Raw genomic sequence first — 14,675 nt, forward strand, 5'->3', positions numbered from 1 at the left:
CAGCCTTCGCGGCGTAGCCACGTAACCTTCTGACCCCATGACGCATGACGCATGAGAAGGCCCTGTCGGTGGAAGAGATTCCCACGATTGGAATCGAGATTGCCAAGTTGGTGCTCCAGGTGCACACAACTAACGCGACGGGCATGGTCGTGGTCGACGGCAATTGAAGTGCCGCCAGGTTGTGCAGTTCTTTGCGACACTAATGCCTCTCCTCATGCTAACGCCCCCTTCCGGCTCGAGGAACTCACCAACCATACCAGTATCTGAGGAAGCGATCGCTCCCGGAAGATACACGTACTGTCGCGGCATCGCTGGAAGCACTGGTATCAGCTGCAAACAGAGTGATTCAAAGCCGGATCAAGAAAACCAAGCAGCTTTTGAATTGCAACCTGCAATACTTGTGCGACACATTGTTTGGCCAGAGTATAATTATTTTGCTCATATTATAGTTATTAACCATCTTTCATTATCTGTTTATTCACGAGTGCTTTCTTCAGACAAAGCGAGAAATGAGTTCAACGGCGCTCGGCCGGGTGCCCCCGGATAACACTCATCGTTGCGGCATCGCGCAATTCGTTGCTTGCGCGGCTATTTGCGCTTGGAGGATTGCAAATGACTTTCCGTTTTGGCATCGGCCCCCGCCTTTATGCAGCTTTCGGTTTCCTGCTGCTGCTCATGATTGGCTTGACGCTCTTTTCCATTTCAAAGATGAACTATGTCGACCACGACCTCGTGCAGATTAACGAGGTCAACAGCGTCAAGCAGCGCTTTGCCATCAATTTCCGGGGCAGCGTTCATGACCGGGCAATTGCCATTCGCGATGTCGTTTTGCGCGATGACCCTGCCGGCCGTCAGACCGCGATCGATCTCATTGCAAAGCTTGCCGCGACTTATGCGCAAAACGAGCAGAAGATGAATGCGATGATCTCGATGCCGGGCGCTGCGACTGAGCCCGAGAAGGCGATCGTTGCGGAGATTGCCGACGTTCAGTCGAAAACCAATCCGGTTGTCGCAGATATCATCGCGCGCCAGATGGCGAATGACCCGGTGCAAGCCAAGAAGATGCTAATCGAGCAGGCAACGCCTCTCTTCGTCAACTGGCTCAAGGCCATCAACAAGTTCATCGATTATCAGGAAAACTTGAACAAGTCAGTCGGCAGTGGCGTCAGCGTCGTCGTCGCGGGCTTCCAGACGCTGGCACTGGGGTCATTGGGAGGCGCCGTGCTTATGGCTATTGCCGCTGCGTTCCTCGCGACCCGCTCGATCACTTTGCCGATGGCCAAGCTGCAGATCGCCCTGCAGCGGATGGCAGAGGGCAACAACGAAAGCACCAGCGATATCGAGGCCCGCAGTGACGAGGTCGGCGATTTGGCGAAGGCCGTTGGCGCCGTGCGCGAGGCCGTGACCTCGCAGGCTGAGGCGCGCGCCGCAGCCGACGCCCGGCGCACCGCTGATGAGAATGCGCGGCTCGAAGCAACCGCGGCGGAACGCGAGGCGCTATCGGCGCAGACGAACGATGCCGTTCAACAGCTCGGCCAAGCACTTGAGGAAATGGCCGCCGGCAATCTCGATATCCGTCTCGACAAGCCGTTCGCTGCATCTCTCGATACGCTGCGCCTTAACTTCAACAACTCGGTCGAGAAGCTTCAATCGGCGTTGAAGACGATCGGCGATAACGCTTTGTCGATCGATGCCGGTGCCCGCGAGATCAGCGGAGCTTCGAATGATCTGGCAAAGCGCACCGAACAGCAGGCCGCATCAATTGAACAGACTGCCGCAGCGCTCGATGAAATTTCGACGACGGTCAATGACTCGACCCGTCGCGCCGAAGAGGCCGGCAACCTTGTTGCACGAACACGCACAAATGCCGAGCGCTCGGGCGAAGTCGTGAAGCGTGCGGTTGCCGCGATGAGCCAGATCGAAGGTTCCTCGAACGAGATCAACAATATCATCAGCGTCATTGATGACATTGCATTCCAGACCAACCTGCTGGCACTAAACGCCGGCGTCGAGGCTGCCCGGGCCGGCGAGGCGGGCAAAGGCTTTGCAGTCGTCGCTCAGGAAGTTCGCGAACTTGCACAACGCTCCGCCCATGCAGCGAAGGAAATCAAGCAACTGATCAGCAATTCCGGTGATCAAGTGCGTTCCGGCGTGACCCTGGTCGGCGAGACTGGTACGGCGCTGACGGAGATCGTCAGTGAAGTGCAGGAAATCAACCGCCACGTGAGCTCAATCGTCGAGGCTGCGAAGGAACAGTCTACGGCGCTCAAAGAAATCAACGCCGCGGTCAATTCACTCGATCAATCCACGCAGAAGAATGCGGCGATGGTCGAAGAGACATCCGCAGCCAGCCACAAGCTGGCTGACGAAGCGGGTTCGCTGACAAGCCAGCTGTCAAAATTCCGCTTTCAGGGCTCTGCCGGGACGACGCAATCTGCCCATGCACCGCGACTGCCACAGAGAAACGCTCCAGCGGCAATGGCACGGAAGGTCTCGACAGCTTTTGCTGGCGGTGCGGCGGCTGAAGATTGGCACGAATTCTGAAGTAAACGACACGATACAAAGCGCCGCGACCGTCGATGTCGCGGCGCTTTTTCGTTCAGATTTTGGTCATTGGCAATATCTTAGGCTCGGCTGCGAACGCGGCCGTCTTTTCCACGCAGGGAGACCTACATGGCTGATAATGGCACACCATTGCTTCGATCCTTGGTCTTCACCGCCGCCTTATTCGCTTCCGCACCGGGCGTGGCATCGTGGAGCGTCGAAAATGATCGCTCTACGTCAATCAAGCACAGCTGGCGGATATCTTGGATGGTTTCCGAATGTGGGTCGCAACGGCATCCTCGGGACGGTCGCCCGGCTCGTAGACCCTCGTTCAATCGGTGTCGTGCAAAAGCGTTCCTGCTGTCGGAAGAGACATTGCAACGACGTCACCCTTGAGCGGATAGGTTTCCCGACCCGGATAGACAACAATCCGCCTTTCGGGCCGAAGGTCTTCGCACGCAAGGTAGAATCCTTTTTCGACTTTGGGTGTCAGGCTCCGCTTGACTTCAATGGCCCAGGGACGGCCACCTGGTCGCGTCAGCAGCAGATCGATTTCTGCGCCTGCCGCGGTTCTATAGAAATGCGCCTGCGTATCGCTTGGAGCGGCTGCAATCAGCGTTTCAATGACAAATCCTTCCCAACTTGCGCCTACCACCGGATGACCAAGCAACTGTTCCTCGGTCGCGAGTCCGAGCAGGGTGTGGGTGATGCCGCTGTCGCGAACATAGATGCGGGGCGACTTCACCAAACGTTTGCCGAGGTTAGCATGCCAAGGTTCAAGCCGACGCACGAGCAAGAGATCGACCAGCAAGTCGAGGTAGGATGCGACGGTTTTGCCGTCAACGCCGAGTGCGCGGGCAAAATCGGCTGCATTCAGAACACTGGATTGGCGGTGCGCGAGCATAGTCCAAAAACGCCTGAGCGTTTCGGCTGGAATTCTTGGACCGAGCTGCGGGATATCTCGTTCCAAATACGTGCGAATGAAATCCTGCCGCCAGCGTTGGCTTGCCTTATCGCTAGGGGCCAGGAAGCTATCGGGGAACCCGCCGCGAAGCCACAGTGCATTGAGATCTGCTTCTGCGATCTCGAGGCCATCGATTGGCTGCATTTCAAGATAGGCTGTTCGGCCCGCCAGTGTTTCGCCCGACTGTTTCAACAGTCCGATGGACGCTGATCCAAGGAGCAGGAACTGACCGGCTCTGCTGCCGGATCGCCGGCCACGGTCGATAAGACCTCGCAGGTTCTGGAACAGGTTCGGCAAACGCTGTACTTCGTCAAGGATGACCAACTTATCGCTGTGCTGGCTTAAATAGAGTTCTGGCTCGCTGAGCTTGACGCGGTCAGCATCGGACTCCAGGTCCAAGTAGATCGACGGTCGTGTTTGGCTGATGTCGAGCGCCAGCGTTGTCTTGCCCACTTGCCGCGGGCCAATGAGTACGACGGCAGGCTGAGAGCCGATCAGGTCGTTCAGTTCACGTTCAATTCTACGCTTAATCATCCTTGTATTTATGGAGCTTTACTCCATATTTGCAAGAAAGGAATGCAAGAATGTTGGTGCGATGCGGCCTGATTGATTGACTAGCACTGCACCGCTGCATCGCCTCCTGCGGCGGCACCTGCCGTGTGGCTGCCTCGGTCAGATAGCCGGACCGAAACCCATGCGCCGGGAACTTGTCCGGCTCCAGGTTGGCCTTTCGGCGGCGTGACCGACTGGGGCGTCAGTGGCCGCCGATCGATACTGCCCCATTGATCGATGCGTCGAAAGACTGGTCCAGCTTCGATTTTCGCTTGAGAGAGCCAGGCCTTCAAAGCGTGACGGGCCGGCCGATCATCAGCCATTGGACATCGTCATCGGCCTGCGTTGTCTTGGCGGCCGCGGCGGGCGGCACCCGCCCGCAGCGAAGGTCGGCGCGGCTGCGCATATTCGGGGAGCATACCATCGGGCGCAGGCTCGCTCCGCCAGCCTCTCGCGAGCGGGGCTCGCCACAATCGGATCGGCCCGGTCTTGCTCCACCAATGACAATAATCTTGTGAAAAATCCGAGACTAGGGCACAATTTATAAATGCACCTGAAGTGCGCAACTATCTCAAATCCGGCCGTCTCGCGCTGGGTCACAGTTGTCGTGGGAGGGTCGCGTCGATGGGTCAGGGGTTCTTTCTTCTGTTCGCGACGGTGTCCGTGATTGCGGCCCTGACTGTGGTTATGGCGCGCAGTCCGGTTCACAGCGCATTGGCGTTGATGGCTTGTTTCCTGCAAATCTCTGCTATCTTCATCTTGCTCGACGCGCCGTTGCTCGCGGTCATCCAGATCTTCGTCTATGTCGGCGCGATCATGGTCCTGTTCCTGTTCGTGATCATGATGATCGATGTGCGCGAAGCGATGTTGCAGCGGTTCTTGCCGGGCGGCAACCTGCCGGCGCTGGTGCTGCTCGTCCTGCTTGGTGTCGAGATGCTCGTGCTGGTGCTGTGGAGCAAGCGCTTTTCGGTCACCGAGCCCGCCGCTGTGCGCGGTGGCGATGAGATCAGGCAGCTCAGCACGACGCTTTTTGCCGACTACCTGCTGCCGTTTGAGGCCGCCTCCGTCATCCTGCTCGCCGCCCTGGTCGGTGCCATCGTGCTGGCGCGGAAGGAGCAGGAGTGATGGTTCCGCTCTCCTGGTATATCTTGCTCGGAGTGGTCCTGTTCGTGATCGGGGCGGCAGGCGTGCTCATCAGGCGCAATATCCTGGTCGTGCTGATGTCGCTGGAGCTTCTACTCAACTCGGTCAACATCAATTTCATCGCCTTCGGGCGTTACGACGACGATTTCCGCGGGCAGATCTTCGCGATCTTCGTCATCGCAATCACAGCGGCGGAGGTTGCCGTCGCCCTCGGTATCCTGGTCGCCCTCGTGAGGAACAAGTCCACCCTCAAGGTCGACGACGTGACCATCATGAAAGGATAGCGGTTTGGACCCGGTGATATCGATCCGGCCGCTGCTTGCCGTTGCCGTCGCAGGTCTGGCGGCCCTTGCGATTCTCCTCCTGAACAACCGCGAACGACTCCGCGATCTCGTCTCGCCATTGGCGGCTATCGCCATGTTCGCAATTGTCGCCTCGATGGCGCCGACGGTGCTTTCGGGCGGGACGATCGACTTGCGCCTGTTCGAGATCCTGCCGGGGATTGCCTTGGCTTTCCGGGTCGATGCGCTTGGCATGGTGTTTGCCACCGTTTCTTCGCTGCTGTGGATCGCGGCGGCGATCTATTCCATCGGCTACATGCGGCACTTGAACGAACACGCGCAGACCCGCTTCTTCGCCTGCTTTGCCACCAGTCTCGCGGCGGCCGTGGGCGGCGCCTTCGCCGCCAACCTGTTCACGCTGGTGATCTTCTACGAGATGCTCAGCCTCGTGACCTATCCGCTCGTTTACCACCACGAGGACGAACAGGCGTGGACGGGCAGCCGCAAGTACCTTGTCTATTTGATGGGCGCCTCGAAAAGCGCGCTTCTCGCCGCGCTGGCGCTGACCTACTCCATTGTGGGGTCGCTCGATTTCAGGGCAGGCGGATTGTTGGCGGGCGTCAATGCCTCGGCGCCGCTGCTGACGGTCGTCTATTTCTGCTATCTCTTCGGCTTCGCCAAGGCCGCGATAATGCCCATGCACGCCTGGCTGCCGGCGGCGATGGTGGCGCCGACACCGGTCAGCGCGCTCCTGCATGCGGTGGCCGTGGTCAAGATGGGCGTGTTCTGCGTGCTGCGCGTGGTGTTCCATGTCTTCGGCACAGGGCTGATGGACAGTCTGCACCTGGGCATCGCCACGGCCTATCTGGTCTCGTTCACGATCCTGATGGCGTCCGTCTACGCCCTGACGCGCGACGACCTGAAGGCGAGGCTCGCCTATTCGACGGTCAGCCAGCTCTCTTATATCGTGCTGGGCGCGGCTTTGCTCTCGCCGGTCGCCATGGTCGGCGGAATCATCCACATTGCGGCTCACGCCTTCTCCAAGATCACCCTCTTTTTTTGCGCCGGGTCGATCTATTGTGCGTCCGGCAAGCGGAACATCAGCGACATGGCCGGTATCGGCCGCAGGCTGCCCTGGACGATGGGCGCGTTCTTCGTCGGCTCGATGAGCATGATCGGGGTGCCGCCGACCGCGGGCTTCGTCAGCAAGTGGTATCTGACGCTGGGCTCGATGCAGGCGGGGGACGTCGCGTTCCTGATTGTGCTCCTGGTGAGTTCGGTTCTCAACGCCGCCTATTTCCTGCCTGTGACCTATCTCGCCTTTTTCAAGACGGAGGCCGAGAAAAGCCCGGCAACGGTCCGTGAAATCCCGATGATGACGATCCCGCTGGTGGCAACTGCCATCCTGTCGGTGTCGATGGGCATCTTCCCCAACTATTTCCTCGCCCTGGCGGAAGGAGTTGTCAGATGATCAAGCGCGTGGTCGATTTCTTTGGTGACGAAGAATACGCCAACCAGCGGCGCCGGCTGTTCTATCTGGTGCTCGTTCTGATCGTCATCGCCGACTTTCTGGTCCCCCGCGAACACGCGGTTTATCTGTGGGACCGCCTGCCGGGCTGGTCGGCCGTCTATGGCTTCTTATCCTGCGTTCTGCTGATCTTCGTTTCGAAGTTCCTTGGCCATCAGGGCGGACTCATGCGGCGCGAGGACTATTATGATTGACTTCGCTCATCCGGCCCTGCTGTTCATTCTTGGCACCCTGCCGATCCCTTTCCTCACCGAATCGATCCGGAAGGTCTATCTGCTGCTGATCCCGGCGCTGGCGATCCTTGCAGTGGTAACGGTCCAGCCGGGCAGTTATGGAGCGGCGCACTTCCTCGGGCAGGAAATCCTGATCGCCAAGGTCGACAAGCTGAGCATCGTCTTCGCCACCGTTTTTGCCATCATGGCTCTCATCGGAACGGTCTACGCGCTGCACTTGCCTCGTCCCGGCCAGCATGTCGCTGCCTTCGCCTACGTCGGCGGCGCGCTCGGCGTGGTGTTCGCCGGCGACTACCTGACGCTCTACCTGTTCTGGGAAACCATGGCCTTTGCTTCTGCCTATCTGGTCTTCGCCCAGGGCGGTCGACAGGCGATCAATGCCGGGTTCCGGTATATCATGGTCCATGTCACTGGCGGCGTCGTGTTGCTTGGGGGCATCATTCTCCATGGAACCTCGACAGGATCGCTGCTCTTCGGACCGATCGAGGCGGGGATGGGCGCCGGCGCCTACCTGATCCTTGCCGGGTTCCTTCTTAACGCCGCGGTACCACCCCTCAACGCCTGGCTGACCGACGCTTACCCAGAGGCGACCGTCACCGGGGCGGTATTCATGAGCGCCTTTACGACCAAGACCGCCGTCTATGTGTTGGCGCGCGCGTTTCCCGGGACCGAGCTTCTGGTCTGGCTCGGTACCGCGATGGCGCTCTACGGTGTCATCTACGCGGTGCTGGAGAACGACTGCCGGCGGCTCCTGGCCTATCACATCGTCAGCCAAGTCGGCTACATGGTGGCCGGCATCGGGATCGGGACCGAGATGGCGGTGAACGGTGCCACGAGCCATGCCTTCGCGCATATTCTCTACAAGGCTCTCCTCTTCATGGGGGCCGGGGCGGTCATCTACGTCACCGGGCAGCGCAAGCTCACCGAGCTTGGTGGGCTCTACAAGAACATGCCGCTGACGGTGGCGCTCTACATGGTCGGCGCCTTCGCGATCTCGGCCTTTCCATTTTTCTCGGGCTTCGTCACCAAGTCGATGGTGATAGCCGCTGCCGGACAGGATCATCGCGCGCTGGTGGTACTGGCGTTGACGATGGCCTCGTCGGGGACGTTTCTGCACACCGGGCTCAAGCTCCCGTATTACATGTTTTTTGGCACAGACCGGAAGCTTCAGGCGCGGGAGCCGCCGCGCAACATGCTGGTTGCGATGGGCATGGCGGCGGTCCTCTGCGTTGCGATCGGCGTATTCCCGCAGCCGCTTTATGCGCTTCTTCCCTATCAGGTGGACTTCGAACCCTATACGGGCAGTCATGTCACGGAGAGCCTCGGCCTGCTGATGTTCACCGCCTTCGGGTTCGTGCTGTTCCTCAAGGCCCTCGACCCCGAGAAGACGATCAGCCTCGACACTGACTGGTTCTATCGCAAGGGGGCGCGGCTCTTCATGTGGTTCGCCGAAAAGCCGCTGGCACGCTATGAGAAGGCGGTGAGCGACGTGTCCGAGACCGCGGCATTGCCCTTCCTATATGGTGCAGCGCGGGCGGGACTGCGGATCGATCTCATCGGCGTAGACGCCATCGTGAATGGCGTCGCCCAAACGATCCTGCGCGGCGGCGGGACGCTGCGGCGGCTACAGACGGGTGTCGTTACCCATTACGCGCTGGCGATGATTGTCGGTGTAATCGTAGCCACCGTCGTCTTCGCCGTAGCGTGGCGGTAGGGGGGATCCATGGGGTTACCGCTCCTGAGCCTCATCGTATTCACGCCCGCTGTCGGGGCAGCGGTCCTGATGTTTCTACGCAGCGACGGTGCGGTGCGGTGGACGGCGCTGGCTGTCACCGTCCTCGACCTCGCTTTCTGCATCGCCATGCTGGCCGGTTTCGACACCTCGACCCACGAAATGCAGTTCACCGAGGTGCGGCCGTGGGTGCCGGCACTCGGCATAACCTTTGCGCTCGGTGTCGATGGGATCAGCGCGCTTTTCGTGTTCCTGACGGCGCTGCTGGGGGCGGTTTGCGTGCTCGCCTCGTGGGTCGCGATCGACCGCAAGGTGAAGGAGTTCATGGTCAGTCTGCTGGTCATGCAGGCGCTGATGCTTGGGGTGTTCTCAGCGCTCGACCTGTTCTTGTTCTATGTTTTCTGGGAGGCGATGCTGATCCCGATGTACCTGATCATCGGCGTCTGGGGCGGAGACGGCCGGATCTACGCGGCTTTCAAGTTCTTCCTCTATACGCTGGCGGGCAGCGTCCTGTTCCTGATCGGCGTCATCGTGCTCTACATCAACGGCGGCAAGACCTTCGACATCCTCGCCCTGACAGCGAAGGACTTGCCGTTCGGGGTCCAGTCGTGGCTGTTCTTCGCCTTCCTTGTCGCATTCGCGGTCAAGGTGCCGATGGTCCCGGTCCATACCTGGCTGCCGGACGCCCATGTGCAGGCGCCAACGGCAGGCAGCATTATTCTCGCCGGAGTGCTCCTGAAAATGGGCGCCTACGGATTCTTGCGGTTCTCGCTGCCGATGCTACCGGAGGCATCGCTATATTATTCGACACTGATGCTGGCGCTTTCAGCGCTTGCAATCGTCTATGGCGGGTTGCTTGCACTGGCGCAGGACGACCTCAAGAAGCTGGTGGCCTATTCCAGCATCAGCCACATGGGCTTCGTGACGATGGGGATTTTCGCGCTGAACCTGCGAGGGCTCGAGGGCGCCATCCTGCAAATGTTCAATCACGGCGTAACGACGGGCGCCCTTTTTTTGTTCGTCGGCCTGATCTACGAGCGGACCCACACCCGCAGCATCGCCGATTATGGCGGGTTGATGAAGGTGGCGCCGGTCTACAGCGCGTTTCTTGCCTTGTTCATTCTGTCATCGATGGCGCTGCCGGGAACGAATTCGTTCGTCGGCGAGTTGCTCGTGCTGGCGGGCGGGTTTGCCGCCAACCTGGCCGTCGGCGCGGCAGCCATCTTGGGTGCCTTACTGGGCGCGGCCTATCTGCTTGGCATGTATGGCAAAGTCGCGCTTGGTCCGCCCAGCGTCGGCGTGCGGTTCAAGATACGTGACGTAAATGCCCGCGAGGTCGCTGCGATGCTGCCGCTGGCCGTCTTCGTGCTCTGGGTCGGGCTCTATCCAAAACCTTTTCTCAACATCATTGACGCATCGGTTCACCATCTGCTGGCGCAGGTTCACGGCGAGGGGAGCGGCCGATGACCGCCACCGCGCTTTTCCAGTCGATCGTGGCGAGCCTGCCCGAAATCGTGGTGATCATCGGAGCTTGCATCCTGCTGATCCTGGGGCAACTCGTGCAAAAGAGGCAGGAACACTTCCTTGTCTGGGCCTCCGTCGCCATTGTGCTGATGGCCGCCTCGGCGACACTCATGCTGGCGAGTGAGGTACGGCCGGCCTACACCGGCATGTTCATCGCCGACCGCTTCGCGGTCTTCTTCAAGTTCGTGTTCTACATCGCGACCGTCCTGACATTCCTCCTTTCCCGAAAATATGCCGATATCGAAGGGATCGGCAGCAGCGAATACTATGTCCTGCTGCTTTTGGCGCTTTCGGGAATGATGATCATGGCCTCGGCGACCGATCTCATGTCGATCTATGTGGGCCTCGAGTTGATGGTGCTCTGCACCTATGTGCTGACCGGCTTCCTGCGGCAGGAGCGGCGATCGAACGAAGCGGCGCTGAAATATGTGATCCTCGGCGCGGTCTCGACCGGGATCTTCCTTTACGGCGTTTCGCTGGTTTACGGGCTCACCGGCACGACACAACTCGACGGGATGGCTGCGGCGGTGACCGGCGATCCCCTCGATCCCGGATTGCTGCTGGCGGTGGTCTTCATTGTCGCGGGGCTGGTCTTCAAAGTCGGCGCGGTGCCGTTCCATATGTGGGTGCCGGACGTCTATGAAGGCGCGCCAACCACGATCACCGCCTTCATGTCGGTGGGCCCCAAGGCGGCGGGGTTCGCGGTGATCCTGCGGGTGTTCCTCAACCCTCTGGTCGCAGCCTCGGATGTCTGGATCATCGTCGCGGTCATTGCGGTGGTGACAATGGCGCTCGGCAGTTTCGTGGCTCTGGTGCAGGATAATTTCAAGCGCCTCCTGGCCTATTCCAGCATTGCCCATGCTGGGTTCGCCCTTTTCGGCGTGGCGGCCGGCGGTGCGGACGGGATCGCCAGCGTGATGCTTTACCTGCTGATCTACGCTTTCATGAATCTCGGCATTTTCGGTACCATCATCATGATGCGGAACTCCGATTTCTCGGGCGAGGTTGTCGAAGACTATGCGGGTCTCGCCAAATCGCATCCCGGTCTGGCGCTTGTGATGCTGCTTTATCTGTTCTCGCTGGCCGGCATTCCGCCGACGGCCGGGTTCTTCGCCAAGTTCTACGTGCTGGTCGCGCTGGTCGAGCGAGGTTTCGTCATGCTGGCGGTGATCGCGGTGCTGCTGAGCGTCGTCGCCGCCTACTTTTATATCCGCATCGTCATGGTGATCTACATGCGCGAGCCGGAGAAGATGTTCGACCCGGCGCTGACGCCTATGGTGCGCGCCACGCTGGCCTTCACCGCCGCCGGCACCATCGGCATTGGCCTGTTTCCAGCGTGGTTTCTGAGGCTTGCTCAGCATTCCGTGTTCGGCGGCTGATCTATTGAATTTGCAATGATCCACCCGACGGAATACACTGATAATTCAAGAAAGGATTGCCAAAGTCGCTTCCCGGGGCGACCGCACTACCGGTTCCGGATGGGGCCGGCGGCGGCCTGAAGAAAGCTCTCGGTGGGTGACCGGGGCAATGCGATATGACTATGGCTGCAATGGAGTTCCTGCCGGTTCTTTTCATGGTTGCCGGAATTGTTCTGGTGACGGCGGCGACGCTATTTTTCTCCTCGTTGCTGCGGCCGTCCAATCCCTATCCCGAGAAGAACATGCCCTATGAGTGCGGCGTGGACCCAGCGGGCGAAGCCGCCGGGGGCCGTTTCAGGGTGCAGTTCTTTGTGCTGGCGATCCTGCTGGTGGTCTTCGACGTCGAGACGATGTTCCTGTTTCCCTGGGCTGTCATCCTGAAAGACATAGGTCTGGTCGGTTATGTCGAGATGTTCGTCTTCATGTTGCTGCTTATCGTGGGTTTCGCCTACGCCTGGCTGAAGGGAGCGCTGGAATGGGAGGCGTAAACAATGCGATCCGCGACAGCGTGCTGTTCACCACGGCCGAGAGCATCATCAACTGGAGCCGAAAATCCGCGCTGTGGCCCGAGACCTTCGGTATTGCCTGCTGCGCCATCGAGATGATCTCGGCAGGATGCGCGCGCTATGATCTCGACCGGTTCGGCGTGGTGTTCCGGCCTTCGCCGCGCCAGTCCGATGTGATGATCATCGCCGGCACCGTGACCCGGAAGTTCGCCCCCGTCGTGCGCCGGCTCTATGACCAGATGCCGGAGCCGCGCTGGGTGATCGCAATGGGCACCTGCGCCATCTCAGGCGGGGTCTACAACACCTATGCCGTGGTGCAGGGGTCGGAAACCTTCGTGCCCGTCGACGTGCATGTGCCAGGCTGTCCGCCGCGGCCCGAGGCCCTGATGCACGGCTTCCTGCTGCTTCAGGAGAAGATCAAGAGATCCCGCGCGCTAGCCGGGACGCCTCTGGATCGGATTGCAGCCTCATGAGCGTGGAGCCGTCTCTCAATCGCGCTCTGATCATGGAGCATTTCGAAGCCGCAATCGAGGACCTCGGCGCCGTGCACGGCATCTACGCCTTTGCCGTTCCACCCGAAAAGATCGTTGAGTTCTGCCGATTTCTGAAAGACCATCCGGCGCTCCGGTTCAATTTCCTGTCTGACATCTGTGGGGTCGATCATTACCCGGAGTTGCCACGCTATGAGGCGGTGTACCACCTCTATTCGCTGCCGAACAAATGGCGGGTTCGCATCAAGTGCCGGCTTGGTGATCCGCCTCGCGTCCCGTCGGTGACGGGGGTCTGGCGCACTGCCAATTGGCACGAGCGCGAGGCCTGGGACATGTATGGCATCAAGTTCGAAGGCCATCCCGATCTGCGCCGGATCTATATGTGGGAAGGCTTCGAGGGCTTTCCCCAGCGCAAGGATTTTCCCTTAAGGGGCTACAAGGACAAACTGAATCCCTTCGGTGCCGAGGGCCCGCCGCCAACGCAGCCAGACATTGCCACCAGGGACATTCCAGAAGGAGGCCGTTCCACGCCGGAGAGTTGAGATGACCGAAGTCACCGAGCTCAGTAGGCCGGAAGGCGAAGCGCTTAATACCAAGGAAGTGCTCCTCAATCTCGGCCCGCAGCACCCCAGCACCCATGGGGTACTCCGGCTCGTCCTCGAACTGGACGGCGAGTACGTCGAGCGTGTGGATCCGCATATCGGCTACCTCCACCGCGGCACGGAAAAACTCGCCGAGAGCTTCACCTATACGCAGATTTTCCCGCTGACGGACCGGCTCGACTATCTCTGCCCACCGTCCAACAATCTGGCCTTCGCGCTGGCGGTGGAGAAGCTTCTTGGCATAGAAGCACCGATCCGGGCGCAGTACATCCGCGTGATGATGGCCGAGCTGGCGCGGATTTCCGGTCATCTTCTGATCACTGGTGCGCTGCCGATGGATCTGGGTGCAATGACCGCGCTGCTTTACGTCATGCGCGAGCGCGAGATGATCATGGACCTGCTGGAGATGATTACCGGTGCGCGCATGCACACATCCTTCTGCAGAGTTGGCGGAGTGCGCGAGGACCTGCCTGACGGATTCCTTCCCAAGATCAGGGAGTTCTGCGACATCTTCCCGAACCGGATCCGCGACTATGAGCGATTGCTCGAAGACAACAGGGTGTTCCTCAAGCGCACGAAGGGGATCGGGGTGATCTCCGGCGAAGACGCAATCGATCTGGGTCTCAGTGGCCCGAACCTGCGTGCCTCCGGCGTTGACTGGGATATCCGCCGTGACGAGCCCTACGAGATTTATGACCGGCTCGCGTTCAACGTCATCACCCGCAACGAGGGCGATTGCTACGCGCGCTGGCGGTGCCGCGTCGATGAGATGCGCGAAAGCATCGCGATCATCGAACAATGTATCGACCAGATGCCTGAAGGACCGTTCCAGATCGACATGCCGACCATCGCGTTCCCGGTAGACAAGGAACGCGTGCATTGCTCGATGGAGGCTTTGATCCAGCATTTCGACCTGTCGGCCTATGGCTTCAAGGTACCTAAAGGCGAGGTCTATTCGGCGATCGAGGCGCCAAAGGGTGAGTTGGGGTTCTACATCATCAGCGACGGATCGCCGAAACCGTTCCGCATGAAGGTGCGAGCACCGTCTTTCGTGAACCTTCAGGGCCTCTTCGGGGTCACCAACGCACGCTACCTGGCCGACATGATCGCCGTGCTGGGCAGCCTCGACCCGGTGATGGCGGAGGTGGACAAGTAGC

13 protein-coding genes and 1 pseudogene are annotated in these 14,675 nt (G+C 59.9%); 12 read left to right on the top strand and 2 right to left on the bottom strand.

Going from position 1 to position 14,675, the window contains the following annotated elements; genetic code table 11:
* The first annotated feature begins 612 nt into the window (after positions 1 to 612).
* The gene (locus tag FHT71_RS00610) at positions 613 to 2,544 is read left to right on the top strand and encodes a methyl-accepting chemotaxis protein (RefSeq protein WP_132588171.1); all 1,932 of its coding nucleotides are present in this window, start codon (positions 613 to 615) and stop codon (positions 2,542 to 2,544) included.
* A gap of 331 nt (positions 2,545 to 2,875) precedes the next feature.
* Here FHT71_RS00610 and FHT71_RS00615 read toward each other — a convergent pair whose 3' ends face one another.
* Both FHT71_RS00615 and FHT71_RS31275 read right to left on the bottom strand, forming a co-directional pair.
* Entirely contained in the window at positions 2,876 to 4,042 is a 1,167-nt protein-coding gene (locus tag FHT71_RS00615; RefSeq protein ID WP_132588170.1) for an ATP-binding protein, read from the bottom strand.
* Positions 4,035 to 4,412, bottom strand: a pseudogene (locus FHT71_RS31275) (hypothetical protein); the annotation flags it as partial. The pseudogene FHT71_RS31275 and the gene FHT71_RS00615, both read right to left, overlap by 8 nt.
* Positions 4,413 to 4,684: 272 nt before the next feature.
* Between FHT71_RS31275 and FHT71_RS00620 the strand changes: the two are divergent.
* The 11 genes from FHT71_RS00620 to nuoD all read left to right on the top strand — a co-directional run bounded on the left by FHT71_RS00620 (position 4,685) and on the right by nuoD (position 14,674).
* Entirely contained in the window at positions 4,685 to 5,185 is a 501-nt protein-coding gene (locus tag FHT71_RS00620; protein ID WP_007795347.1) for an NADH-quinone oxidoreductase subunit J, read from the top strand.
* Positions 5,185 to 5,487 carry an NADH-quinone oxidoreductase subunit NuoK gene (gene nuoK, locus FHT71_RS00625; RefSeq protein WP_007795349.1) on the top strand — a complete coding sequence of 101 codons (303 nt, stop codon included), beginning with the start codon at positions 5,185 to 5,187 and terminating at the stop codon, positions 5,485 to 5,487. The genes FHT71_RS00620 and nuoK overlap by 1 nt, the downstream gene beginning before the upstream one ends.
* A gap of 4 nt (positions 5,488 to 5,491) precedes the next feature.
* Entirely contained in the window at positions 5,492 to 6,955 is a 1,464-nt protein-coding gene (locus FHT71_RS00630) for a monovalent cation/H+ antiporter subunit D family protein (protein ID WP_132588169.1), read from the top strand.
* Entirely contained in the window at positions 6,952 to 7,206 is a 255-nt protein-coding gene (locus FHT71_RS00635; protein WP_007795354.1) for a hypothetical protein, read from the top strand. Before FHT71_RS00630 ends, FHT71_RS00635 begins: the two co-directional genes overlap by 4 nt.
* On the top strand, positions 7,199 to 8,959 hold the full coding sequence (locus tag FHT71_RS00640; RefSeq protein WP_132588168.1) for a Na(+)/H(+) antiporter subunit D: 1,761 nt from the start codon (positions 7,199 to 7,201) through the stop codon (positions 8,957 to 8,959). The genes FHT71_RS00635 and FHT71_RS00640 overlap by 8 nt, the downstream gene beginning before the upstream one ends.
* Positions 8,960 to 8,968: 9 nt before the next feature.
* The gene (locus FHT71_RS00645; protein ID WP_132588167.1) at positions 8,969 to 10,444 is read left to right on the top strand and encodes an NADH-quinone oxidoreductase subunit M; all 1,476 of its coding nucleotides are present in this window, start codon (positions 8,969 to 8,971) and stop codon (positions 10,442 to 10,444) included.
* Positions 10,441 to 11,880, top strand: a complete 1,440-nt coding sequence (locus tag FHT71_RS00650) for an NADH-quinone oxidoreductase subunit N (protein WP_132588166.1) — start codon at positions 10,441 to 10,443, stop codon at positions 11,878 to 11,880. The genes FHT71_RS00645 and FHT71_RS00650 overlap by 4 nt, the downstream gene beginning before the upstream one ends.
* A 161-nt stretch (positions 11,881 to 12,041) precedes the next feature.
* On the top strand, positions 12,042 to 12,407 hold the full coding sequence (locus tag FHT71_RS00655; protein ID WP_132588281.1) for an NADH-quinone oxidoreductase subunit A: 366 nt from the start codon (positions 12,042 to 12,044) through the stop codon (positions 12,405 to 12,407).
* A complete protein-coding gene (locus FHT71_RS00660; protein WP_007795368.1) occupies positions 12,395 to 12,898 on the top strand; it encodes an NADH-quinone oxidoreductase subunit B in 504 nt (167 codons plus the stop codon). The genes FHT71_RS00655 and FHT71_RS00660 overlap by 13 nt, the downstream gene beginning before the upstream one ends.
* On the top strand, positions 12,895 to 13,458 hold the full coding sequence (locus FHT71_RS00665) for an NADH-quinone oxidoreductase subunit C (protein ID WP_007795371.1): 564 nt from the start codon (positions 12,895 to 12,897) through the stop codon (positions 13,456 to 13,458). The genes FHT71_RS00660 and FHT71_RS00665 overlap by 4 nt, the downstream gene beginning before the upstream one ends.
* 1 nt (position 13,459) lies before the next feature.
* Positions 13,460 to 14,674, top strand: a complete 1,215-nt coding sequence (gene nuoD / locus FHT71_RS00670) for an NADH dehydrogenase (quinone) subunit D (protein WP_183718667.1) — start codon at positions 13,460 to 13,462, stop codon at positions 14,672 to 14,674.
* The last annotated feature ends 1 nt before the right edge of the window (position 14,675 follow it).

Source organism: Rhizobium sp. BK060 (genome assembly GCF_014193145.1).
Lineage (GTDB): Bacteria > Pseudomonadota > Alphaproteobacteria > Rhizobiales > Rhizobiaceae > Rhizobium.

Coding starts and splice junctions, on each gene's coding strand:
- FHT71_RS00610 (WP_132588171.1), top strand. CDS start 613: ATGACTTTCCGTTTTGGCATCGGCCCCCGCCTTTATGCAGCTTTCGGT.
- FHT71_RS00615 (WP_132588170.1), bottom strand. CDS start 4,042: ATGATTAAGCGTAGAATTGAACGTGAACTGAACGACCTGATCGGCTCT.
- FHT71_RS00620 (WP_007795347.1), top strand. CDS start 4,685: ATGGGTCAGGGGTTCTTTCTTCTGTTCGCGACGGTGTCCGTGATTGCG.
- nuoK (WP_007795349.1), top strand. CDS start 5,185: ATGGTTCCGCTCTCCTGGTATATCTTGCTCGGAGTGGTCCTGTTCGTG.
- FHT71_RS00635 (WP_007795354.1), top strand. CDS start 6,952: ATGATCAAGCGCGTGGTCGATTTCTTTGGTGACGAAGAATACGCCAAC.
- FHT71_RS00640 (WP_132588168.1), top strand. CDS start 7,199: ATGATTGACTTCGCTCATCCGGCCCTGCTGTTCATTCTTGGCACCCTG.
- FHT71_RS00645 (WP_132588167.1), top strand. CDS start 8,969: ATGGGGTTACCGCTCCTGAGCCTCATCGTATTCACGCCCGCTGTCGGG.
- FHT71_RS00650 (WP_132588166.1), top strand. CDS start 10,441: ATGACCGCCACCGCGCTTTTCCAGTCGATCGTGGCGAGCCTGCCCGAA.
- FHT71_RS00655 (WP_132588281.1), top strand. CDS start 12,042: ATGGCTGCAATGGAGTTCCTGCCGGTTCTTTTCATGGTTGCCGGAATT.
- FHT71_RS00660 (WP_007795368.1), top strand. CDS start 12,395: ATGGGAGGCGTAAACAATGCGATCCGCGACAGCGTGCTGTTCACCACG.
- FHT71_RS00665 (WP_007795371.1), top strand. CDS start 12,895: ATGAGCGTGGAGCCGTCTCTCAATCGCGCTCTGATCATGGAGCATTTC.
- nuoD (WP_183718667.1), top strand. CDS start 13,460: ATGACCGAAGTCACCGAGCTCAGTAGGCCGGAAGGCGAAGCGCTTAAT.